23 protein-coding genes and 1 tRNA gene are annotated in these 21,323 nt (G+C 45.2%); 11 read left to right on the forward strand and 13 right to left on the reverse strand.

The window, feature by feature from the left end:
* Positions 1-8 precede the first annotated feature (8 nt).
* Entirely contained in the window at positions 9-383 is a 375-nt protein-coding gene (gene apaG / locus ICE88_RS03515; protein ID WP_216251841.1) for a Co2+/Mg2+ efflux protein ApaG, read from the reverse strand.
* 60 nt (positions 384-443) lie between these two features.
* Between apaG and rpe the strand changes: the two genes are divergently transcribed.
* From rpe to trpC, 5 genes are all read left to right on the forward strand, one after another.
* On the forward strand, positions 444-1,154 hold the full coding sequence (rpe, locus tag ICE88_RS03520) for a ribulose-phosphate 3-epimerase (RefSeq protein ID WP_216249524.1): 711 nt from the start codon (positions 444-446) through the stop codon (positions 1,152-1,154).
* Entirely contained in the window at positions 1,154-2,671 is a 1,518-nt protein-coding gene (trpE, locus tag ICE88_RS03525) for an anthranilate synthase component I (RefSeq protein ID WP_216249527.1), read from the forward strand. Before rpe ends, trpE begins: the two co-directional genes overlap by 1 nt.
* The gene (locus tag ICE88_RS03530) at positions 2,655-3,236 is read left to right on the forward strand and encodes an aminodeoxychorismate/anthranilate synthase component II (protein ID WP_216249529.1); all 582 of its coding nucleotides are present in this window, start codon (positions 2,655-2,657) and stop codon (positions 3,234-3,236) included. Before trpE ends, ICE88_RS03530 begins: the two co-directional genes overlap by 17 nt.
* A 46-nt stretch (positions 3,237-3,282) precedes the next feature.
* Positions 3,283-4,311, forward strand: coding sequence for an anthranilate phosphoribosyltransferase (trpD, locus tag ICE88_RS03535; protein ID WP_216249531.1), 1,029 nt, complete (start codon positions 3,283-3,285; stop codon positions 4,309-4,311).
* Positions 4,312-4,396: 85 nt separating this feature from the next.
* Complete coding sequence (gene trpC, locus ICE88_RS03540; protein ID WP_216249534.1) at positions 4,397-5,203, forward strand: indole-3-glycerol phosphate synthase TrpC; 807 nt, start codon at positions 4,397-4,399, stop codon at positions 5,201-5,203.
* A gap of 19 nt (positions 5,204-5,222) precedes the next feature.
* On the opposite strand, the gene ICE88_RS03545 is transcribed toward trpC, so the two are convergent.
* Genes ICE88_RS03545 through ICE88_RS03560 form a run of 4 tightly spaced genes read right to left on the reverse strand, consistent with a single transcriptional unit; the run spans position 5,223 to position 9,844 of the window.
* The gene (locus tag ICE88_RS03545; RefSeq protein WP_216249536.1) at positions 5,223-5,975 is read right to left on the reverse strand and encodes a uracil-DNA glycosylase; all 753 of its coding nucleotides are present in this window, start codon (positions 5,973-5,975) and stop codon (positions 5,223-5,225) included.
* 12 nt (positions 5,976-5,987) lie between these two features.
* Entirely contained in the window at positions 5,988-7,874 is a 1,887-nt protein-coding gene (locus tag ICE88_RS03550; protein WP_216249539.1) for a M61 family metallopeptidase, read from the reverse strand.
* A 9-nt stretch (positions 7,875-7,883) separates the two neighbouring features.
* Complete coding sequence (locus tag ICE88_RS03555; RefSeq protein ID WP_216249542.1) at positions 7,884-8,603, reverse strand: DsbC family protein; 720 nt, start codon at positions 8,601-8,603, stop codon at positions 7,884-7,886.
* A gap of 35 nt (positions 8,604-8,638) precedes the next feature.
* Positions 8,639-9,844, reverse strand: a complete 1,206-nt coding sequence (locus tag ICE88_RS03560; protein WP_216249545.1) for a UbiH/UbiF family hydroxylase — start codon at positions 9,842-9,844, stop codon at positions 8,639-8,641.
* Positions 9,845-9,864: 20 nt separating this feature from the next.
* On the opposite strand from ICE88_RS03560, the gene ychF reads away from it, so the two are divergent.
* Positions 9,865-10,959 (forward strand): redox-regulated ATPase YchF, encoded by a 1,095-nt coding sequence (gene ychF, locus ICE88_RS03565; protein ID WP_216249549.1) that lies wholly within the window; start codon positions 9,865-9,867, stop codon positions 10,957-10,959.
* A 146-nt stretch (positions 10,960-11,105) separates the two neighbouring features.
* Here the strand turns inward: ychF and ICE88_RS03570 are convergent, their stop codons facing one another.
* Complete coding sequence (locus ICE88_RS03570) at positions 11,106-11,366, reverse strand: hypothetical protein (RefSeq protein ID WP_216249551.1); 261 nt, start codon at positions 11,364-11,366, stop codon at positions 11,106-11,108.
* 31 nt (positions 11,367-11,397) lie between these two features.
* Here ICE88_RS03570 and hemA point away from each other — a divergent pair, with 31 nt between their 5' ends.
* From hemA to ICE88_RS03595, 5 genes are all read left to right on the forward strand, one after another.
* Positions 11,398-12,717, forward strand: a complete 1,320-nt coding sequence (gene hemA, locus ICE88_RS03575) for a glutamyl-tRNA reductase (protein ID WP_216249554.1) — start codon at positions 11,398-11,400, stop codon at positions 12,715-12,717.
* A complete protein-coding gene (prfA, locus tag ICE88_RS03580; RefSeq protein ID WP_089515069.1) occupies positions 12,718-13,797 on the forward strand; it encodes a peptide chain release factor 1 in 1,080 nt (359 codons plus the stop codon).
* Between the two features lie 26 nt (positions 13,798-13,823).
* Positions 13,824-14,702: a peptide chain release factor N(5)-glutamine methyltransferase gene (prmC, locus tag ICE88_RS03585; protein ID WP_216249557.1), complete on the forward strand. Its 879-nt coding sequence runs from the start codon at positions 13,824-13,826 to the stop codon at positions 14,700-14,702.
* Positions 14,703-14,729: 27 nt separating this feature from the next.
* Complete coding sequence (grxD, locus tag ICE88_RS03590) at positions 14,730-15,038, forward strand: Grx4 family monothiol glutaredoxin (protein WP_089515067.1); 309 nt, start codon at positions 14,730-14,732, stop codon at positions 15,036-15,038.
* 87 nt (positions 15,039-15,125) lie between these two features.
* Positions 15,126-16,325, forward strand: a complete 1,200-nt coding sequence (locus ICE88_RS03595; protein WP_216249560.1) for a DNA recombination protein RmuC — start codon at positions 15,126-15,128, stop codon at positions 16,323-16,325.
* Between the two features lie 148 nt (positions 16,326-16,473).
* Here the strand turns inward: ICE88_RS03595 and ICE88_RS03600 are convergent, their stop codons facing one another.
* From ICE88_RS03600 to petA, 7 genes are all read right to left on the reverse strand, one after another.
* Positions 16,474-17,088 carry a phasin family protein gene (locus ICE88_RS03600; protein ID WP_216249563.1) on the reverse strand — a complete coding sequence of 205 codons (615 nt, stop codon included), beginning with the start codon at positions 17,086-17,088 and terminating at the stop codon, positions 16,474-16,476.
* Positions 17,089-17,256: 168 nt separating this feature from the next.
* A tRNA-Thr gene (locus ICE88_RS03605) sits at positions 17,257-17,330 on the reverse strand.
* Between the two features lie 85 nt (positions 17,331-17,415).
* On the reverse strand, positions 17,416-17,808 hold the full coding sequence (locus ICE88_RS03610; protein WP_216249566.1) for a ClpXP protease specificity-enhancing factor: 393 nt from the start codon (positions 17,806-17,808) through the stop codon (positions 17,416-17,418).
* A gap of 38 nt (positions 17,809-17,846) precedes the next feature.
* Positions 17,847-18,458: a glutathione S-transferase N-terminal domain-containing protein gene (locus ICE88_RS03615; protein ID WP_089515064.1), complete on the reverse strand. Its 612-nt coding sequence runs from the start codon at positions 18,456-18,458 to the stop codon at positions 17,847-17,849.
* A 22-nt stretch (positions 18,459-18,480) separates the two neighbouring features.
* Complete coding sequence (locus tag ICE88_RS03620; protein ID WP_255535304.1) at positions 18,481-19,215, reverse strand: cytochrome c1; 735 nt, start codon at positions 19,213-19,215, stop codon at positions 18,481-18,483.
* Between the two features lie 49 nt (positions 19,216-19,264).
* Positions 19,265-20,665, reverse strand: coding sequence for a cytochrome bc complex cytochrome b subunit (locus ICE88_RS03625; protein WP_216249572.1), 1,401 nt, complete (start codon positions 20,663-20,665; stop codon positions 19,265-19,267).
* Between the two features lie 10 nt (positions 20,666-20,675).
* Positions 20,676-21,275 (reverse strand): ubiquinol-cytochrome c reductase iron-sulfur subunit, encoded by a 600-nt coding sequence (gene petA / locus ICE88_RS03630; protein ID WP_089515061.1) that lies wholly within the window; start codon positions 21,273-21,275, stop codon positions 20,676-20,678.
* Between the last annotated feature and the right edge of the window lie 48 nt (positions 21,276-21,323).

The following is a 21,323-nucleotide window of genomic DNA, read 5'->3' on the forward strand; positions in this document are numbered from 1 at the left end:
GAATTCAATTAATGGAGCGTGCGAGGCATCACCAAGGCAAATTCTGGAATCGGGGTTTGGAAAAATTGTGCATCTTCGCTGACACAGAAAAAATCCCCTCTCATGGTGCCCATTGGGGTCGGTAAAGTCGCCCAACTGGTGTATTCAAACTGCTCCCCTGGTCGCAATAATGGCTGCTGACCAACCACCCCTAAACCCTTGACCTCTTCCACCCCTTCATCGCCATCAGTGATGATCCAATGCCTAGCAATCAACTGGGCTGGAACCTGCCCCGTATTTTTGATGGTGATGGTGTAAGCGAAGGCAAATTGCCGATTTTCGGCATCTGATTCGTCTGGCAAATAGGTCACTTTGACCTGAACGCTGAATTGATGTTGTTCCATATTCATGATTCTCCGCTATAGAACACGCTACTGCAAGCCAGTCCACGATAGAATCACACTATGGCTAATTTAAATACCCCAAATTCATACCTGATTGCCCCCTCTATTCTGTCTGCGGACTTTGCTCGCCTGGGCGAAGAAGTTAGCAGTGTCTTGGCTGCCGGGGCAGACTGGATCCACTTTGACGTGATGGACAACCATTACGTGCCTAATTTAACCATTGGCCCTTTGGTATGTGAGGCTATTCGCTCTCATGCGGTTAAAAACGGTCAGCCAGCCTGTATTGACGTGCACTTGATGGTGCAGCCGGTTGATCGCATCGTTCCTGACTTTGCTAAAGCGGGCGCTAACATGATCAGCTTTCACCCAGAAGCCAGCTCTCATGTTGATAGAACTTTGGGCCTTATCAAGGACAGCGGCTGCCAAGCTGGTTTGGTATTCAATCCAGCGACTCCCTTGTTTCATTTAGACCATGTTCTAGATAAGATCGACTTGGTCTTATTGATGTCTGTTAATCCTGGATTTGGCGGTCAGTCATTCATCCCTAGCACTTTGGATAAATTGCGCGAAACCAAAGCCAAGTTGCAAGCTCACGAAGCCAAAACAGGGCGCAAGATTCGTTTAGAAGTTGATGGCGGCGTGAAAGTCGACAACATCCGTGAAATTGCTGCCGCTGGTGCTGATACATTTGTTGCTGGCTCTGCCATTTTTGGCAAACCTGATTACAAAGCGATCATCGACAAGATGCGTGAGGAATTAGGGAAAGTCTGATGCAACGACAAGACTTCGATGCCCTGGCAAAACAGGGCTATAACCGTGCGGCATTAGTGTCTGAGGTTTCTGCAGATTTAGAGACGCCTTTATCTCTGTATTTAAAACTCACACAAGCTCACGGATCAAGCAACACATTCTTATTAGAGTCTGTGGTGGGCGGCGAACGCTTTGGTCGCTACTCCATCATTGGCTTGCAAGCCAAAACTCTCATCAAGGTCACCGGTGGTCCTAACAATACAATCACTCAAGTCATCACCAATGGCCAAGTGATTGAAACTGATCACGGCAATCCTTTGGATTTTATCGCCAGTTACCACGCGCGCTTCAAAGTCTTCCTACAAGATGGCTTACCAAGATTTTGCGGTGGCTTGGCTGGTTACTTTGGTTACGACACCATTCGTTATATCGAACCTCGTCTAGCAAAAAATTCTCTGCCAGATGAAATCAACACCCCTGATATTCAACTGATGTTGACTGAAGAGTTAGCGGTCATCGATAACTTGGCAGGCAAGTTGTACTTGATTGTGTACGCTAACCCTCAAGAACCGGCGTCTTATGAAGTTGCTCAGAAGCGCTTAAAAGAATTGCTCGCCAGTCTTGATGCTCCGGTCAAAAAACCAAGCAACAGTACCTCTTCAAAAACAGAAGCAATTCGTCGCTTTGGTAAAGCAGATTTCATGGATGCAGTGAAACGCACCAAAGAATATATTTTGGCCGGAGACTGTATGCAAGTGGTGATTGGCCAAAGAATCAGTCAGCCATTCACTGACTCACCTTTGTCCTTGTACCGCGCCCTGCGCTCTTTGAACCCATCGCCCTACATGTATTTGTATGATTTTGGCGATCACCAAATTGTTGGATCTTCTCCAGAAATTCTTGTGCGTCAAGAAAAGAGACAGGTCGATGGACAAGAAAAACGTTTTGTGATTGTGCGACCAATTGCGGGAACAAGACCACGTGGCAGCAATCCAGAGCAAGATGCAGCTCTAGCCAAAGAACTTTTGGCAGATCCGAAAGAAATTGCCGAGCACGTGATGCTCATCGACTTGGCTCGTAACGATGTTGGCAGAATTGCTAAAAATGGTACTGTGAAAGTCACCGATCGCATGGTGATTGAAAAGTATTCTCATGTTCAACACATCGTGAGCTCCGTAGAAGGTGAGCTTGTGAATGATGCTAGCAACATGGATGTATTGAAAGCGACATTTCCTGCTGGCACTTTGTCAGGTGCACCAAAAATTCGTGCGATGGAAATCATCGATGAAATGGAAATCGTCAAACGCGGTGTTTATGGTGGCGCAGCTGGCTACCTATCATTCTCAGGCGACATGGATGTGGCGATTGTGATTCGCACAGGAGTGATCAAAGATGGCATGGTTCACGCTCAAGCAGGTGCTGGCGTGGTGGCTGACTCTGATCCTGAATCAGAATGGAAAGAAACAGAAGCAAAAGCTCGGGCAGTATTGCGCGCAGTAGAAATGGTTCAAGGAGGTCTTCATGCTGATCATGATTGATAACTACGACTCCTTCACCTATAACCTGGTTCAATACTTTGGTGAGTTAGGTGCAGAGGTGAAAGTGTTTCGCAATGATGAAATCACCATCGCTGAAATTGAAGCCCTAAAGCCAGACCATATTTGTATTTCTCCAGGCCCATGCAGCCCTAAAGAAGCTGGTATCTCAGTGGCTGCCTTGCAACACTTTGCTGGCAAGGTGCCACTCTTAGGCGTGTGCCTAGGCCACCAAGCGATTGGGGAAGCCTTTGGCGGCAAAGTAATTAGAGCCAAACGAGTAATGCACGGTAAAACAGACACGGTTCACACACACCAAACAGGTGTGTTCAAAGACTTACCAAAAGACTTCACCGTGACGCGTTACCACTCATTGGCGATCGAAAAAGAAAGTTTGCCCGCGGACTTAGAAATCACCGCATGGACGGATGATGGCGAAATCATGGGTGTGCGTCATAAAAAATTTGCTGTTGAAGGTGTTCAGTTCCATCCAGAATCTATTCTGTCTGAATATGGTCATGAGTTATTGAATAACTTTCTTAAAACCACAAAAGCAACAATTGCCTAAATAATTAGCCACACAATCGCCTAAACAATCCAATTAAATTAACACTATGGCCATTACTCCACAAGAAGCATTACTCAGCTGCATTGAGCATCAAGAAATCAAACACGATGACATGATGCACATCATGCGCTCGATCATGTCTGGCGAGTTATCACCGATGCTGACAGCTGCGATCTTGACGGGCTTGCGCACCAAAAAAGAAACCATTGGTGAAATCACAGCTGCTGCCATGGTGATGCGCGAATTCGCAACCAAAGTATCTGTAGCTGACAACAGTCATTTTGTTGATATTGTGGGCACGGGTGGCGATGGCGCGCACACCTTCAATATTTCCACCACAGCCATGTTTGTGGCTGCTGGAGCTGGTGCAAAAGTTGCCAAACATGGCAATCGCAGTGTGAGCAGTAAATCCGGTGCAGCGGATGTTCTTGAAGCGCTGGGCGTGCAAATCACATTACAAGCACCTCAGGTGGCAAAATCATTGAACAGCTGTGGCATTGGTTTCATGTTTGCTCCAAACCATCACCCTGCCATGAAGAACGTAGCCCCTGTTCGAAAAGAAATGGGCGTGCGCACTATTTTCAATATCTTGGGTCCCCTCACGAATCCAGCTAATGCGGCGCACATGTTGATGGGGGTTTTTCACCCAGATTTGGTTGGTGTACAAATCAGAGTTCTTCAGCAACTGGGCATGAAACACGCCCTAGTGGTTTATGGCAAAGATGGACTGGATGAAATATCTTTAGAAGCCCCGACCATGGTTGGAGAGCTAAAAGATGGTCAGATCAAAGAATATGAAATCAAACCACAAGACTTTGGTCTAAGCGTTTGCAAAACTAACACATTCAAAGTAGCCGATGCAGCAGAATCGAAAAAGATTCTATTGGGTGTTTTGGCCAACGAGCCTGGACCCGCACAAGACATCGTTTGCTTGAATGCAGGCGCTGCTCTTTACGCTGCCGACATTGCCAAAGACATTGCTCATGGTTTAGAGCTTGCCAGAGAGTCGATTGCTTCTGGCAAAGCAAAAGCCAAATTAGATGAATTTATTAAAACCACGCAATCATTAGCGTGAGCTACCCTACTGAAATATTAGTCACCTCACTGAAATGTTAATCACATTAGCGTAAGCTAGACACTTAACCACCTATAAAGTATTTATGAGCGATATTCTGAAACGCATCCTGGCAACCAAATTTGATGAAGTCGCCAAAGCCTCTTCTCAGGTAGCCATGCACGTCCTAAGAGCGGATGCAGAAGCCAGTATCCAAGCGGTGGGTTTAAAACCCAGAGGTTTTACTGCCAGCATTGAAGAAAAAATTTCTCAAGGTCATGCTGGGGTCATCACAGAAATTAAAAAAGCCAGCCCAAGCAAGGGCGTGTTTCGCGAAGACTTCCATCCTGCAGAAATTGCTCAGTCTTACGAAAAAAATGGTGCTGCCTGTTTATCGGTTTTGACTGATAAAGAATATTTTCAAGGTTCTGCTCAGTATTTGCGCGAAGCCCGTCATGCTTGCAGCATCCCTGTTTTGCGCAAAGACTTCTTGGTTGATCCGTATCAAGTCTATGAAGCGCGTGCGATGGGTGCTGATGCCATTCTTTTGATTGCAGCTGCTTTGGATGATGCGCAAATGCAAGACTTTGAAACCATTGCTCATGAACTACAAATGGATGTGTTGGTCGAAGTTCACGATGCCTACGAGCTAGAGCGAGCCTTGGCACTGAAGACGCCGTTGCTAGGAATCAATAATCGCAATTTACGCACATTTGAAGTCAGTCTAGAAACCACCCTTTCTTTACTGAAAGAAATTCCTGCAGAAAAACGTGTGGTCACTGAAAGTGGCATTCTCACAAAAGCAGACGTTGCTTTGATGCGCGCTGCCAAAGTAGATGCATTCTTGGTAGGTGAAGCCTTTATGCGCCAAGAAGATCCAGGCGAAGCTTTAGCAGAACTATTCAACGCTTAAATAACACTAAGTGCTGAGGCTAACTAGGCACTAACCACTCAATCGGCTTTAAGCTTCTTTGAAGTAAAAGCTCATTGGCCTTGCGAAAGTGTCCGCATGATTGCTGATCACCAGGGTAAATAAAAGGTTCTTTGGTTTTGTAGACACTTAAGCCGGATGGATGTGAAGCCGTCAAAATTTCTTGCTTAACACCAGACTCCTGACTAGCCTCTTCAATCAAAGCCAGTTTCTTTTGTGCGTGCGCACCCCACAACATCCAAATCAGAGATTTTTTCTTGGCCAATTGATACAAAAGCACATCGGTTAAATCTTGCCAGCCAAGCTGCGCGTGAGATCCAGCTAAATTCAGTTGGACCGTCAATGTGGCGTTCAATAAAAGAACACCTTGCGCAGCCCAAGCACTCAAGTCACCATGCGGCAAAGCCTGATAACCATCCAATGCCAAAGCCTTGCTGATATTTCTCAAAGAGCTTGGAAACGCTCTCCAACCCGGTTTGATTTCTTTTGGAATAGAAAATGACAAACCCTGAGCGAGGCCCGGTGTTTGGTATGGGTCTTGACCCAAAATGATGACCTTGGTTTGTTCTACTGATGTTTCTTTGAATGCGCGAAAAATATTGTCCAGCGATGGCGCAAGCTCTTCTGCATGCTGGCTGTAAATAGATGACACTTCTCTCTCTAAACGCTCAAAGCGACCAGAAGCCAATTCGTCATGAATCAATTCAAGCCAATCACCTGGCAATGACGCTTTAATCGAAAACAGTGACGGCATCAGCTAAGTAAATTAAACGGACAAAGTGTATTGCTTTGGCTTAGCCGCCAAAACATTTTCTTTGGTTTTGGGAGATTGAATACTCAAGGCCAACTCTTTGTCATGGCGATAAACCAAAAACTTAACAACTTGGCCTCGGCATAACTTTTGAATCAATGGCAAAAGCAGCTCTTCCAAGCGACCAGGTGTGACGCGCTCACCATTGATCGATGCCAAATGATCGCCCGCAGATAAACCTGCCTCTTGCGCCAAACCACCATCCAAGACATGGGTCAGTCTGACCCAACCATTGTTCATGCTTGTACGGATACCCAATAATTGCTTGGCAACTTCAGGGCTCTCCGTAGCAAGCGTTTTTTTCAATTGAACCTTGACGCCCACTTTTTGCAACAAGGTCTCTAAAGGCAAGTCATGAACACCATCGATGTGATCACGCTTAATTTGTTGCCAAGTAGCCTTGAAACCAGAACCAATCACAAACTCAATGGCATGATCGAAATCATCCTCAGCCATACCTATTTCAGTCAATTGATACATTTGCCATAAATGTCGCATCACATCATCCAAGGATTGCTTTTGCTTGGTGTGTTCACGAATCTTTAAATCAAGGGCCAATGCCAACAAAGATCCTTTGGCGTAATAACTCACCACTGCATTGGGTGTGTTCTCATCCATTTGGTAATACTTGGTCCAAGCATCGAAGGAACTCTCTGACAAACTTTGTTTGTGTCTCCCCGGCCCACGCAAAACCATGTTCCAAGTTTTCTCAAGACGCTTGAGGTAAGACGCGAGATTAATTCTCTGACTTCTGAATAACTGAAGATCATCGTAGTAACTGGTGAAGCCCTCAAACAACCACAGCAAGCGCGTATGATTTTTTTGATCTAAGACATAAGGATCAAATGCTTTAGGTTTGACTCGCTTGACCATCCACGAATGGAAATACTCATGACTGCACAAGCCAAGAAAATCTTCATAAGCTTCATGCTTCTGTAAATTTTGTTCAGGGTAAGGCAAATCAGCACGCTTACACAAAAGAACCGTGCTGTTGCGATGCTCTAAACCGCCATAACCATCGCCCACGGCATTCACCATAAAGCAATACTCTTTGAAAGGAGCTCCTGGTTTTTCTGGTTCAAAAAAGCTGATATGAGCTTCACAGATTGCTTTCAAGTCTTTGCTCAATTGACGCTCATCCACGCCATCCAACAATCCCTGAATCACCATGCGGTGAGGCGTGCCATGCACTTGCCACTGAATCACTTGGAACTCACCCATGGCCACAGGATGATCAATCAAAGCATCGTAACTCTCTGCTTGATACACCCCAAAGCCTGAACGTTTGATTTGCTTCGCATCTTTAATAGGCAATGTAGTTTGCACAGACCAACGCTGACTCATGTCAGGATCTTTCGGCTCAAGCAACTTCACATCACAAGGAAGATCTGCAAAACCCAATAACTGCAAACACAAACTGCTGGCATTAAAAAAGGCTCTCTCTTGATCCAAGTAAGCGGCTCTCACCGAAGTATCAAAGGCATACACCTGATACCTCACCTCCACATCATGCTTGGATTTCAACTCCCATGTGTGGCTATCAATTTTGGTCAGTTTGATTAGCTTGATGGATTTAGCAGAAATAATTTCAGAAGCACTGATGGATTCAAGATGCTTTGAAAAATCTCGGATCATGTAACTGCCTGGAATCCAAGCAGGCAATTGCAGATGAAGTGGACCTTGACTGGCAATCTCACCAGGAATTTGCATCACCACATCAAAGCGATGAGCGCGCCAATCATCACATCCAATCACATAGGTGATGGAGTTCTTTGACTGCTTGCCTTTGAAGTCTTTATCGTTGTTGTTCTTGGTGATGCTAGTGAACCTGGTTTTTGGCATTTCAGTTAATCACTTCAATTTTTTTTCAATTTGTGCCATCGGTACAGCACCATTTAGACGCGTGCCATCTGTGAAGAACATCGCTGGAGTTCCAGTAATGCCTAACTTTCTAGCCAAGGCCGTATTGCGCTCCAACGGATTACCGCAGTCACCTTTACCAGTCGGCGCTTGGTTATTGATCATCCAATCATTCCAAGCTTTAATTTTGTCTGATGAGCACCAAATCTGTTGAGACTTAATGAGTGAATCAGCAGATAACATCGGCACCATGAATGTATAGATCGTGACATTGTCTAACTGCTGAAAGCCTTTTTCTAAACGTTTGCAAAAGCCACAATTTGGATCAGCAAACACTGCCACCTGACGAGTTCCTTTGCCGCGCACCACCTTAATTGCATCATTCAATGGCAAATCTGCCCAACGAATACGGTTCAAATCATTGCTGCGCTGTTCTGTGAGATTTGTGCCAGTTTTTAAATCAACCACTTCACCCTGAATCAAATAACGTGCGCTGGCGTCTGTGTAGACAATATCGCTACCGATCGTCACTTCATACAAACCAGCCATCGGCGTTGTGCGCACCGCATCCACTTTGGCACGCTCACCCAATTGCTTTTGCATCTCTGCTTTGATCTTGGCTTCAGGATTACCTTGAGCAGCCACTGAAAAACTCAATAATGAAGCGGCGCCCATGGCGCAAATAAGATTGATCGTTTTAAATAATTTCATAATTTTTCCAATAAATTAAATAGCTGTAGCGTCGATCAGGCCAAAGCCTGCTTGATCAATTGTCTTTTTAAAAAATGACTGCGGTTCACTAATTTCATGCCTAAGTTTCTGATTGTTTTCACATGCCCTGCTTCGTTAGCAAAAAGTTTTTGTAAGCGGTCGGTGGTGAAAAGCAATGCATCTGTATCACCATGTCGCGCACGCTCGAACCTTCTTAGCAACACCGGGTCATCAAACGCTCTGAATGCTTCTTTATTATCTAAAATATCTGCCAGGCTTGCCACGTCTCTCAAACCCAAGTTAAGGCCCTGGCCCGCCAATGGATGCATCACATGCGCCGCATCTCCGATCAGCACAATGCGAGGCCTTGTATCTGGCGCAATCATGCGCTTTGCTTTCATGCGTCTCAATGGAAATCCTTGTTGCGCTGTCAACATCTGCAACTGACCTGTTCTTTGCGCAACCTGTCCTTGAGTGGCTCTCATCACTTCTGCGCACAATGATTCAGGGCTCTGTTTTTTTAATTGCTCGGCATGATCAGTAGAAGCCGACCAAACCATTGAAAGTTTTTTATCTGGCAAAGGTAATAAAGCCAAAATTTCACCGCCCGGCAAAAACCATTGGCATGCAGTACCTTGATGATGTTTTTCAGCTTGAAAATTCGCGACCACCGCGGTTTGATCATAAGCATTCTGAGTGGTCTCGATTTGAAGCTGCTCTCTCACAAATGATTGAGCTCCATCAGCGGCCAAGACAAGTTTGCCGCTAACACTCAAACCAGATTGCGTTGTGACTGTGACACCTTCGTTATTTGAAGCAACACCGATGACTTTGTCAGTGATGCGTTCAATCAAACCCTGAAACTGAATCGCTGCATCCAAAGTTTTTTCAATGTGGCCCGATTCAACAATCCAAGACAATTGTGGAACGGTGGCACTGAATGCTGAGAAATGTATTTCATCATCGGCATGACCGCTATCGCCAAACACGCGCATATCACTCACCACCTGAATGCGGCCTTGATCTAAAGCTGACCAAACATGCATCTGCTCTAATAAATTTTTGCTGCTGGCTGATAAAGCGTAAATACGACTGTCCCACACAGCAGAATCATGGCCCTGAAAACCAACTTCAAAGCTCGGCGCTAAATGCAAAATCTTCAAACCTAATTGCGCTAAACGCAAAGAAGTTGCCTTCCCAGCAATGCCTGCTCCGACGATAATAAGGTCATAAGTCTTCATACATGGAATAATAACGCTCTATGTCTTTAAAATGTGGCATCGTCGGCCTGCCTAACGTCGGCAAATCAACTCTGTTTAATGCGCTTACCAAAGCTGGTATCGCAGCGGAGAACTATCCTTTTTGCACGATTGAGCCCAATGTCGGTGTGGTCGAGGTTCCAGACCCTCGCTTGGCTCAATTAGCGGAAATTGTTAAACCTGAACGCATTTTGCCCGCCGTGGTTGAATTCGTGGACATTGCTGGCTTGGTAGCCGGTGCCTCGAAAGGCGAGGGTCTGGGCAACCAGTTCTTGGCCAATATTCGAGAAACCGATGCCATCACCCATGTGGTGCGCTGTTTTGAAGACGGCAATGTGATCCACGTGGCCGGCAAGGTCGACCCAATTTCAGACATCGGCGTCATCGACACCGAGTTAGCTCTTGCAGACTTGGGCACGGTGGATAAAGCCTATGCTCGTTATTCCAAGGCTGCCAAGTCTGGCAATGACAAAGAAGCCAATGCTTTAGCCCCTTTACTGGCCAAAGTGCAGGCGCAACTCAATGAAGCTAAACCTGTGCGCGCCATGGGTTTAAGTGAAGAAGATTTGGCACTTTTAAAGCCCTTCTGCCTCATCACTGCCAAACCAGTGATGTACGTGGCTAACGTCAAGGAAGACGGCTTTGAGAACAACCCTCACCTTGATGCGGTCAAAGCTCACGCTGCGATTGAAAAAGCCCCTGTGGTGGCTGTATGCGCTGCCATTGAGGCAGAAATTGCAGAACTAGAAGATGCCGATAAAAAAGAATTCTTAAGCGACATGGGCATGGATGAGCCAGGTCTTGATCGAGTAATTAGAGCCGGCTTTAACTTGCTCGGTTTACAAACCTATTTCACAGCTGGCGTGAAGGAAGTTCGTGCTTGGACGATTCGAATTGGTGACACAGCCCCTCAAGCGGCGGGTGTGATCCATACCGACTTTGAACGTGGCTTTATTCGTGCGCAAACCATCGCTTTTGAAGATTTCATCAGCCTCAAGGGTGAGACGGGCGCAAAAGAGGCCGGCAAGATGCGCGCCGAGGGCAAAGAGTATGTCGTCAAAGATGGTGACGTGCTGAATTTCCTTTTTAACGTCTGATGAAGGTTTAAAAAGCCTAAATCCATAAAAAAAGGGCTCAAATTTGAGCCCTTTTTTCTTTTAGTCACCAAAATTACATGAAATTAAGCGAAATGAAGCCAAATTTCAGGTTTTTTCATTTTTAGCCATTTTTCATCGTTTTATGGTCATTTTTGGCCTAATTTGAACAAAAAAACGCAGAAAATCGCAAAAACCATGGCTGATAACCACTCCAAAACCTGCCCGGATTGAAAGAATTTCAAGCTTTGACCCAAAATTGATGCAATCGCTGAAGAAGCGACTCCGATCAATACCGCCCAGCCATATTTCTTAAAAAAGGACGTATTTTTACTCAGTTTTTTAGGATGAAAGTAGGCACTGATAAAACCAACCAATCCACCAAACACTAAAAATGCTAGAAAACTCATCCTAACTCCATGAAAAACTTATAATTTCGTTATGCAGATTTTGACATTGGGCATTAATCATCACACCGCACCGATTCAGGTACGTGAACAGGTGGCATTCACACCTGAGATGATTCAGCCTGCCTTGCATCATCTGAAAGATCATTTGGCCAGTGTATCTGAAACACATTTGCCAGAAGCAACGATCTTATCAACTTGCAATAGAACAGAATTGTATTGCGCCGCCAATGACGAACACTCTGATCAGCAATCTTCTTTACTGAAGAAAAGTGCGATTGAGTGGCTCGCTAAATCTCGCGGCATCGATCACCAAGAATTAATGCCTCATGTTTATGTCTTGCCACAATCACTGGCTGTTCGTCACGCATTCAGAGTGGCCTGCGGTTTAGATTCAATGGTGGTTGGCGAAACCCAAATTCTGGGTCAGTTAAAAGATGCTGTGCGTTCTGCTGATGAAGCTGGCTCATTAGGCACTTACCTCAATCAACTTTTTCAAAAAACTTTTCAAGTCGCCAAAGAAGTTCGTGGCACCACTGAAATTGGAGCACACTCCATTTCAATGGCAGCGGCTGCGGTGCGTTTATCTGAAAGAATTTTTGAAAGCGTTTCTGATCAAAAAGTTTTATTTATTGGCGCAGGTGAAATGATCAATTTGTGCGCCACGCACTTTGCGGCGCGCAAACCAAAATTAATGGCTGTGGCCAATCGTACTTTAGAGCGCGGTCAAGAATTGGCTGATCAATTATCAGAACAAGGCTTGGCAACAGAATCTTTGCGCCTCTCTGATCTGCCGACACGCTTGCATGATTTTGATATTGTGGTTTCTTGCACTGCCAGCACTTTACCGATCATTGGTTTAGGCATGGTTGAAAACGCCGTCAAGCAACGTCGTCATCGCCCAGTCGTGATGGTCGACTTGGCTGTGCCTCGTGATATTGAAGCTGAAGTCGGTAAATTAAACGATGTGTATCTCTACACCGTTGATGACTTGAGCGATATTGTTCAAGCCGGTTCAGACTCTCGTCAAGCAGCTGTTGGTCAAGCAGAAGCAATCATTGAAACTCGCGTATCGCATTTCATGCACTGGTTAGAAACCAGAGGTACCGTGCCATTGATTCAAGACTTGCGCCAACGCGGCGAAGACTTGAGTTCAATCGAGCTTGAGCGTGCCCGCAAGTTGCTCGCCAAAGGCGAAGACCCACAAGTCGTACTAGATCTTTTAGCGCAAGGCCTTACCAATAAATTTTTACACGGCTCTTTACATGCTTTGCAACATGCACAAGGCGAAGAACGTGACGCACTCATGAAAATCTTACCGGGGCTATTCCGGTCAAACAACTCCAATCAATAGATGAAACCAAGTATGAAAGCGAAGCTTGAGCAGTTAGATGCCAGGCTCGCAGAACTCAATTCATTGTTAGTCCAGGAAGAAATCACCAAGGACATGGATCAGTACCGCAAACTCAATCGTGAGCATGCGGAGATATCTCCTGTTGTCGAACAATTTCAGTTATTCCTTCAAGCAGAAGCCGACGAGCAAGCCGCTTTAGCGATGCAAGCTGATCCTGAAATGAAAGACTTTGCAGAAGAAGAAATCAAATCTGCCAAAGAGCGCATGGAAAACATGCAAGCTGATTTACAGCGCCTGCTATTACCCAAAGATCCCAATGATGACAAAAATATCTTTTTGGAAATTCGTGCGGGCACCGGCGGCGATGAGAGTGCTTTATTCGCTGCTGATTTATTCAGGATGTACACACGCTTTGCCGAAAGACAACGTTGGCAAGTGGAAGTCGTGAGCGCTTCAGAATCAGATTTGGGTGGTTACAAAGAAGTCATTTTGCGGATTGTTGGACAAAGTGCTTTCTCAAGACTCAAATTTGAATCAGGTGGCCATCGTGTTCAACGAGTGCCTCAAACAGAAACTCAAGGGCGCATTCACACTTCAGCGTGCACAGTCGCTGTGATGCCTGAAGCTGATGAAATCAGCGATATTGAAATCAATCCTGCTGATTTGCGCATTGACACATTCAGAGCGTCTGGTGCCGGTGGTCAGCACATCAATAAAACAGACTCTGCGGTGCGCATCACGCACATTCCAACTGGTACGGTGGTGGAATGCCAAGATGATCGCAGCCAACACCGCAACAAAGATCAAGCCATGAAAGTGCTTGTTTCTAGAATCATGGATGCCAAGCGTCGCGCTGCGCACGACAAAGAAGCTGAGACTCGCAAGAGCTTGGTAGGTTCTGGTGACCGCAGTGATCGCATCCGCACCTACAACTTCCCTCAAGGGCGCATCACTGACCACCGCATCAATCTCACCCTCTACAAGATTGATGCCATGATGGATGGTGACATTCAAGACCTTTTGAACGCATTGTCTGCCGAGCATCAAGCTGAGTTACTAGCCAGCTTAGGTGATATTTAAAACAGCAACATTCATCACCCCGCTCAGTGTCAACCATACAAGAACTTCTTAAAGAAAGCACTTTGGACAAAGCGGATGCCAAAGTGTTGTTGGCTCACTTGATTCACCAACATTTGAATTGGCCAAAATCTGCTTTGATCAGCCGTGATACAGATGCATTGCCCAAGGCCTTGCTCGATGAATGGACCCTATTAGAAAAGCAACGAACTGAAGGTCATCCAGTCGCTTATCTGATTGGTAAAAAAGAGTTTTTCAATATTGAACTTAAGGTAGCCCCTGGCGTTTTAATCCCGAGGCCTGAAACAGAACTCTTGGTTGAATTGACGATTGATCGCATTCAATCATCAGGCAAAAAAACACCAAAGATTCTAGATTTGGGTACAGGCAGTGGCGCGATTGGTTTGGCCTTGGCCAAGAACATACCCAATTCCCAAATCACTTGCGTGGATGTCAGCGCTGAAGCGCTCAAGATAGCCCAAGAAAATGCCCGTCTATTAAATCTGAACTCAGTGAAGTTCCTTCAATCGAATTGGTTTGATGGTCTGATTGGCCTGACCACAAACCTGCCAGCTGAAGAATGCGTATTTGATGTGATTGTGAGTAATCCGCCATACATTCCAGCGGGTGATCATCACTTATCCATGGGTGACTTGCGCTTTGAACCAAGCTCGGCACTGACCGATGATCATGATGGCTTGATGGCATACCGCGCTATTTTCAAAGAAGCCCCTGCTTATTTGGCAGAGGATGGATTCATCTTGGTAGAACATGGATTTGATCAATCCAAACAAGTTTGTCAGTTATTGCAGGAACAAAATTACATCAATATCAAAGCCCACCAGGATCTTGCGGGTATTTGGCGCGTCGCATCGGCTAATCGAGCAGCGTCTGTTAAGCTTGGCTAAAATAAGACATCTACATAAGGAAGCACCATGGACACACAAGCACAAATCAAAGAAATCGTTGAAAGCAACCCAGTGGTTCTATTCATGAAGGGCAATGCTCAGTTTCCGCAATGCGGCTTCTCAGGAAGAGCCATTCAAATTTTGCAAGCCTGTGGCGTAGACAAGCCACACACAGTCAATGTTTTGGAAGATCAAGATATCCGCGAAGGCGTGAAAGCTTATGCCAACTGGCCAACCATTCCTCAGCTTTATGTGAATGGTGAATTCATCGGCGGTTCAGACATCATGACTGAAATGTACCAAAGCGGTGAATTGCAACAACTGCTAAAAGCCTAAGCAATACCCCTCAAGGTATTACCAATTATTGCTAATTATTTAAGCGCTGGCTCTCATGAAGAGCCAGCATTGGTTTAGCATAGCGATATGGACACAACAATCGCTTTTCTACTACTGGCTCTTTTTTTCTTCATTGCTCTATTCAGTCTCTACTATGCTTGGCAACAAAGCCAAGCCAGGGTCAGAGCAGAAACTGAGTTAGCCGCCGAACGTCGTCAAAGCGCTGACAAGCTAGCCACCCTAAAACAAACAGCGCAAGAAGCAAAAACTGTTCTATCTGATCAGTTTAAAAATCTTGCCAACGAAATCCTCGAAGAAAAATCAAAACGCTTTGCTGAACAAAATCAGCAAAACCTCGATATTCTTTTAAAGCCACTGCAAGAAAAACTCACAGACTTCCGCAAACAGGTGGATGAGACATATCAGTCTGAAGCACGAGAGCGCTTTGCCTTAAAACAAGAAGTTGAAAAACTGGCTGGCCTTAATCTGCGCATGACGGATGAAACTCGCGCTCTCACCAACGCCCTGAAAGGCGAATCCAAAACCCAAGGTGATTGGGGCGAATTAGTTCTTGAAACGATTTTAGAAAATTCAGGATTGCGCAAAGGCGAGGAATACCTTGTGCAAGATACTCAAACCATCAGTGATGGATCGAGACTGCAACCAGACGTGGTGATTCGTTTACCCGAGTCTAAGCACTTGGTGATTGACAGTAAAGTTTCAATCACCGCTTACACGCGTTACATACAAGCTGATGATGACACCATCAAAATTGCTGAGCTCAACAGCCATGTTTTATCGATCAAGCAACATATTCAAGGCTTATCAGCTAAGAACTACCAAGACCTCTACGGCGTTGGTTCGATTGACTTTGTATTGATGTTCATCCCAATTGAGCCAGCCTTCTTGGCGGCGATGCGCCACGCACCTGATATCTATCAAGAAGCCCTTAAGAAAAATATCGTGATCGTTTGCCCAAGTACGCTATTAGCAACTGTTAGAACTGTTGCTCATTTATGGCGCCAGGAACATCAGAATCGCAATGCCCAAGAGATTGCCCGTCAATGCGCTTCTCTTTATGACAAGTTTGTTGGATTTGTTGAAGACCTCGATAAAGTTGGGCAACGCTTGGAACAAGCACAAATCAGTTATTCAGATGCTGTTGGCAAACTTAAAACTGGTCGTGGCAATTTGATTCGCACGGCGGAGAACGTTAAAAAGCTCGGCGTTAAACCAAACAAATCATTACCAAGCAAATTAACCGATGTTGCGGATGATGACGAGTAAGTCACAACCCTTTGTTAATTATTTATAAGCGAATAGTTAACAATAACTTTGACCAATAAAAAACCCGCATTCATCATGCGGGTTTTTTATTGACTGTTATCTTTTAAGAGCATTGAGTCAGCGCTTGCGCAACTGACTCTGTCGGCTATTACTTACGACCGCGACGAGCAGCTGGCTTCTTAGCAGCTGATGCACGTGTTGCAGGCTTAGCTGCAGCAGTTTTAGCTTGCTTAGCAAAACCTTGAATTGCTTCAACAGCTTGCTCTGCGTTAGCTTCAGCAACAGCAGCAGCTTCTTTAGCAGCAGCTTGGAATTGCTCGAAACCTTGCAATGCTGAACCAACCGAAGTTTTCAATGCGTTAACAAACACATCTGAACCAGCTGGTGCATTAGCTGCAAAAGTATTTACCCAGTTTTGTACGCCTTCTTGGAACTGCTCTAATTGAGCTTCAGCAACTTCTGCCAACTCAACTTGACCGTCGCGAACAATCTTCGCTACAGCGCGCTGATGAGCAGCTAGCTTATTACCCAAAGGTGCCAATGCGTCGCTTTGAACATATGAAACGAATGCTTGTGGATCTTTAACTGTCAAAGCTTGCTCTAAACCGTCTTGAGCTTCAACAATAACTGCTTTAGTTGCTGAGAAGTTCAAGTCAGCCAATTCTTGAGCGCGCTCGATTGCTTTTGTGCTCAATGCGAATGCTGTGTTCAAGCTCTCGCCTTGGATTTCTGCCATTTTTGCTGTGATTTGATCTTGGTTCATGTTTACTCCAAATAGGTTAGTTAATTATTTTGCAGCGCATATATTGCACTGCACAAACTCTATTTTAGGGAATAAATGTGACAATTCAAGGTATTTTTGTTGCATTGCGACAAAAATGGTAAATTTCTCATAATGCGAGAAGTTGCCATTGAATTACTTGAGGATTTTTGGTGCCCCCTGACAGAATCGAACTGCCAATCCATGATTACAAGTCAAGTGTTATACCATTTAACTAAGGGGGCCTGCGGTGTTGCTAGAGAATTACTGATGATGCCTTTACTGCTGATTTACTACTAATTTCTTTGCTGCTAAGCCCAATATTCTAACTTATTTCACCAGCTTTAGGCTAGGTCTTCCTTTAGAAATCGGTGTATTTTTGTCTGCTGTTGGCTCTGGTGGAGTTGTTTTCTCAACTGGGAAAGACATGCCCTGGCCATTTTCTTTCGCGTAAATCGCCATCACATGGCTCATAGGTATATGAATATCTCGAGGCACTCCTGCAAAACGGGCCTTGAGTGAAATCCATTCATTGTCCAAAGACAATTGCTGACAAGCATCAGGACTGATGTTTAAAACAATTTCATTATCTTTCACATAATCCATCGGCACTTGCACCTCTTCAGTCACGAAGACCGCAATGTAAGGCGTAAAACCATGATCCACACACCACTGGTGTAGTGCGCGGATCAGATAGGGTTTATTGCTTGGGACAGCGCTCATAAAATCCATTGAGCAGTGATGGCTAATTAGTCACCTAATTAGCGACGCATCACTTTCTCAGAAGGTGTCAACGCTTCAATGTATGCAGGACGGCTGAAAATACGCTCGGCGTATTTCATTAACGGTGCAGCATTGCGAGATAAATCAATACCGTAATGCTCTAAACGCCATAGCAATGGGGCAATCGCCACATCTAGCATTGAGAAGTCATCACCCAACATGTATTTGTTCTTGATGAAAATCGGTGCCAACTGTGTCAAACGATCACGAATCGCTAAACGAGCTTTCTCGTGATTCTTTTCAGCGGCCTTGCCTTTTTCATTTTCCAAGGTTGATACGTGGATGAATAATTCTTTTTCAAAATTGAACAAGAACAAACGTGCACGTGCGCGCGCTACTGGATCAGGTGGCATCAACTGTGGATGTGGAAAACGCTCATCGATGTATTCATTGATGATGTTTGATTCATAAAGAATCAAATCACGTTCAACCAAAATAGGTACCTGACCATAAGGGTTCATCACAGAGATGTCTTCTGGCTTATTAAATAAATCTACGTCACGGATTTCAAAATCCATGCCCTTTTCAAACAAAACCAAACGACAACGCTGCGAGAACGGGCAGTTAGTGCCCGAATACAAAACCATCATGGGTCAATCTCCTAATTATTTTTTAGTGGATGTCTTTCCAGTAAGACTTGTTCAATCCCCAAGCCAAAACTGTAAATATTGCTAAGAACATCAAAACCCAAACGCCTAAACGCTTACGATCCAACTGCGCAGGCTCACCCATCCACTGGAGATAAGCTACCAAATCACCCATTGCATCATCAAACTCTTGTGGCTTTAACTTACCAGGAGTGACTTGCTCAAAGCCCTTGAACACATGAACTGTCTTAGTGGCATCGTGCGGATCTTTTTCATCAACATACTTGGCTGTGCGAACACCTTGCAATTCCCACATCACGTGCGGCATACCTGCACTTGGGAAAGCCATGTTGTTCCAACCAGTTATTTTTGTATCGTCTTTGTAAAAAGTACGCAAATAGGTGTACAAATAATCCACACCTTTGGCACGTGCAATCACTGACAAATCAGGAGGCATTGCACCGAACCACGCCTTGGCATCTTTTGGTGAAATAGCCACATTCATCATGTCGCCAACTTTTTCACCACTGAACAACAAGTTTTGCTTGATCTGCTCGTCCGTTAAACCAATGTCGCGCAAACGGTTGTAACGCATGCTCACAGCACCGTGACAGTTCAAACAGTAGTTAACAAATAACTTGGCACCGTTTTGAAGTGCGACTTCGCTATTCACACGCTTTGGCGCTGAATCTAATGGGAAGTTACTGCCAGCAGCTTGTACAGCATTCACTGACAAAACAACTGCCAAGCCACCAAACATTTTCCAGATGATTTTTTTCATTTTCATTTTTCCTTTTGGGTGCTCGCGATCAATGCGCAACAAAATTAACGCGACTTGGCACTGGCTTGAATTGACCCATCTTGCTCCACCATGGCATTGCCAAGAAGAAACCAAAATAAATCAATGTACCCAATTGAGACACCTTCTCACCAATTGGTGATGGTGGCTGAATACCCAAGTAACCCAACACAACAAACGTCACAACGAACAAGGCGTAAATATATTTTTGGCCTTGTGGACGATAACGAATTGATTTAACTGGTGAGTTGTCCAACCATGGCAAGAAGAAGAAAATCACCACTGAACCACCCATCACCATCACACCCCAGAACTTGGCATCAAACAAGAAGAAGCCAGCTGCAAGAGCGACCAAAATACCAGCGCAAATGCCCTGTACTTTTTTGTCTTTTGTGCCACGAATCACAAGACCCAACAACGCAGCAGCAAATAACCACATCGGGATCAAGAACTCACCGGTCACCGCACGCAACATAGAGTAGAACGGTGTGAAATACCAAACCGGCGCAATGTGCGGAGGCGTCTTCAATGGATCGGCAGGAATGAAGTTATTGAACTCCAAGAAGTAGCCGCCCATCTCAGGTGCAAAGAACACGATGAATGAGAAGATCATCAAGAACACACCCACACTGAATACGTCATGAACAGTGTAGTAAGGATGGAATGGAATACCGTCTACTGGCACACCGTTGGCATCAACTGTTTCTTTGATCTCAACGCCGTCAGGATTGTTTGAACCCACTTCGTGCAAAGCAACGATGTGAGCCGCAACCAAACCAATCAACACCAATGGCACAGCGATCACGTGGAATGAGAAGAAACGATTCAACGTCGCATCACCCACCACATAGTCACCACGGATCCACAATGAAAGGTCAGGTCCAACCAATGGAATCGCAGCAAATAAGTTAACGATTACTTGAGCGCCCCAATATGACATCTGACCCCATGGCAACAAATAACCCATGAAAGCTTCGGCCATCAAGCACAAGAAAATCGCGCAACCGAAAATCCACACCAATTCACGTGGCTTACGGTACGAACCATAAATCATGCCGCGGAACATGTGCAAATAAACCACCACGAAGAACATCGAGGCGCCTGTTGAGTGCATGTAACGCACCAACCAACCCCATGGCACTTCGCGCATGATGTATTCAACAGATTGGAAAGCTTTTTCAGCATCTGGCTTGTAATGCATCACCAAGAAAATACCTGTGATGATTTGCAAGGCCAAAACCAAAATTGATAAAGCGCCAAAAATATAAAAGAAATTTAAATTTTTAGGTGCGTAGTATTTTGTTAAATGAGCTTCAATGGTTGAAGTCAGTGGGAAACGTGAATCAACCCACGCCATCACCTTTTGTCCGCGTGATGCGTTTGCTGGAACTTCTTTTTCATGAAATGCCATGGTCTACCCCTTACGCTTTCTTGTCTTCACCGATGATCAACTTTGTATCGCTCACATACATGTGTGGCGGCACTTCTAAGTTGTCTGGTGCAGGTTTGTTTTTGAACACGCGTCCTGCCAAGTCAAATGTTGAACCGTGGCATGGGCACAAGAAACCACCTGTCCAGTTATCTGGCAATGATGGCTGAGCGCCTGTTTCAAATTTAGTGATTGGTGAACAACCCAAGTGTGAACAAATACCAACAGCTACCAAGTACTCTGGCTTGATAGAGCGGTGTTGATTTTGCGCATAAGCAGGTGTCAAATCTTTTGGATTGCGCTCTGATTTTGGATCAGCCAAGTCACCCTCAAGCTTTGCTAGTGAAGCAAGCATCTCTGGTGTACGACGCACAACCCATACAGGCTTACCGCGCCACTCTACAGTGCGCATCTCACCTGGCTGCATACCGCTGATGTCCATTTCAACTGGAGCGCCTGCCGCTTTGGCTTTCTCTGAGGGAGCAAATGTGCTCACCAAAGGAAGTGCTACTGCCGCTGTACCAACTCCACCCGCAACTGATGTTGCAATAAGCCATTTACGACGGCTCTTGTCCATGCTTTGTTCACTCATTACTGAATTTCCTCTAGAAAGGCATATATTTGACGTCAACTTCAGATT

This window comes from Polynucleobacter sp. AM-26B4, from assembly GCF_018882285.1.
Lineage (GTDB): Bacteria > Pseudomonadota > Gammaproteobacteria > Burkholderiales > Burkholderiaceae > Polynucleobacter.

What these genes read in the sequence shown, in the direction of transcription:
- rpe (WP_216249524.1), top strand. Translation starts at nt 444, where the DNA reads ATGGCTAATTTAAATACCCCAAATTCATACCTGATTGCCCCCTCTATT.
- ICE88_RS03570 (WP_216249551.1), bottom strand. Translation starts at nt 11,366, where the DNA reads ATGAGTTTTCTAGCATTTTTAGTGTTTGGTGGATTGGTTGGTTTTATC.
- ICE88_RS03620 (WP_255535304.1), bottom strand. Translation starts at nt 19,215, where the DNA reads ATGTTTGGTGGCTTGGCAGTTGTTTTGTCAGTGAATGCTGTACAAGCT.
- prfA (WP_089515069.1), top strand. Translation starts at nt 12,718, where the DNA reads ATGAAACCAAGTATGAAAGCGAAGCTTGAGCAGTTAGATGCCAGGCTC.
- ICE88_RS03545 (WP_216249536.1), bottom strand. Translation starts at nt 5,975, where the DNA reads ATGCCGTCACTGTTTTCGATTAAAGCGTCATTGCCAGGTGATTGGCTT.
- trpD (WP_216249531.1), top strand. Translation starts at nt 3,283, where the DNA reads ATGGCCATTACTCCACAAGAAGCATTACTCAGCTGCATTGAGCATCAA.
- ICE88_RS03550 (WP_216249539.1), bottom strand. Translation starts at nt 7,874, where the DNA reads ATGCCAAAAACCAGGTTCACTAGCATCACCAAGAACAACAACGATAAA.
- ICE88_RS03530 (WP_216249529.1), top strand. Translation starts at nt 2,655, where the DNA reads ATGCTGATCATGATTGATAACTACGACTCCTTCACCTATAACCTGGTT.
- apaG (WP_216251841.1), bottom strand. Translation starts at nt 383, where the DNA reads ATGGAACAACATCAATTCAGCGTTCAGGTCAAAGTGACCTATTTGCCA.
- petA (WP_089515061.1), bottom strand. Translation starts at nt 21,275, where the DNA reads ATGAGTGAACAAAGCATGGACAAGAGCCGTCGTAAATGGCTTATTGCA.
- ICE88_RS03600 (WP_216249563.1), bottom strand. Translation starts at nt 17,088, where the DNA reads ATGAACCAAGATCAAATCACAGCAAAAATGGCAGAAATCCAAGGCGAG.
- grxD (WP_089515067.1), top strand. Translation starts at nt 14,730, where the DNA reads ATGGACACACAAGCACAAATCAAAGAAATCGTTGAAAGCAACCCAGTG.
- trpE (WP_216249527.1), top strand. Translation starts at nt 1,154, where the DNA reads ATGCAACGACAAGACTTCGATGCCCTGGCAAAACAGGGCTATAACCGT.
- ICE88_RS03595 (WP_216249560.1), top strand. Translation starts at nt 15,126, where the DNA reads ATGGACACAACAATCGCTTTTCTACTACTGGCTCTTTTTTTCTTCATT.
- ICE88_RS03615 (WP_089515064.1), bottom strand. Translation starts at nt 18,458, where the DNA reads ATGATGGTTTTGTATTCGGGCACTAACTGCCCGTTCTCGCAGCGTTGT.
- ICE88_RS03625 (WP_216249572.1), bottom strand. Translation starts at nt 20,665, where the DNA reads ATGGCATTTCATGAAAAAGAAGTTCCAGCAAACGCATCACGCGGACAA.
- hemA (WP_216249554.1), top strand. Translation starts at nt 11,398, where the DNA reads ATGCAGATTTTGACATTGGGCATTAATCATCACACCGCACCGATTCAG.
- ICE88_RS03555 (WP_216249542.1), bottom strand. Translation starts at nt 8,603, where the DNA reads ATGAAATTATTTAAAACGATCAATCTTATTTGCGCCATGGGCGCCGCT.
- ICE88_RS03560 (WP_216249545.1), bottom strand. Translation starts at nt 9,844, where the DNA reads ATGAAGACTTATGACCTTATTATCGTCGGAGCAGGCATTGCTGGGAAG.
- ychF (WP_216249549.1), top strand. Translation starts at nt 9,865, where the DNA reads ATGTCTTTAAAATGTGGCATCGTCGGCCTGCCTAACGTCGGCAAATCA.
- trpC (WP_216249534.1), top strand. Translation starts at nt 4,397, where the DNA reads ATGAGCGATATTCTGAAACGCATCCTGGCAACCAAATTTGATGAAGTC.
- ICE88_RS03610 (WP_216249566.1), bottom strand. Translation starts at nt 17,808, where the DNA reads ATGAGCGCTGTCCCAAGCAATAAACCCTATCTGATCCGCGCACTACAC.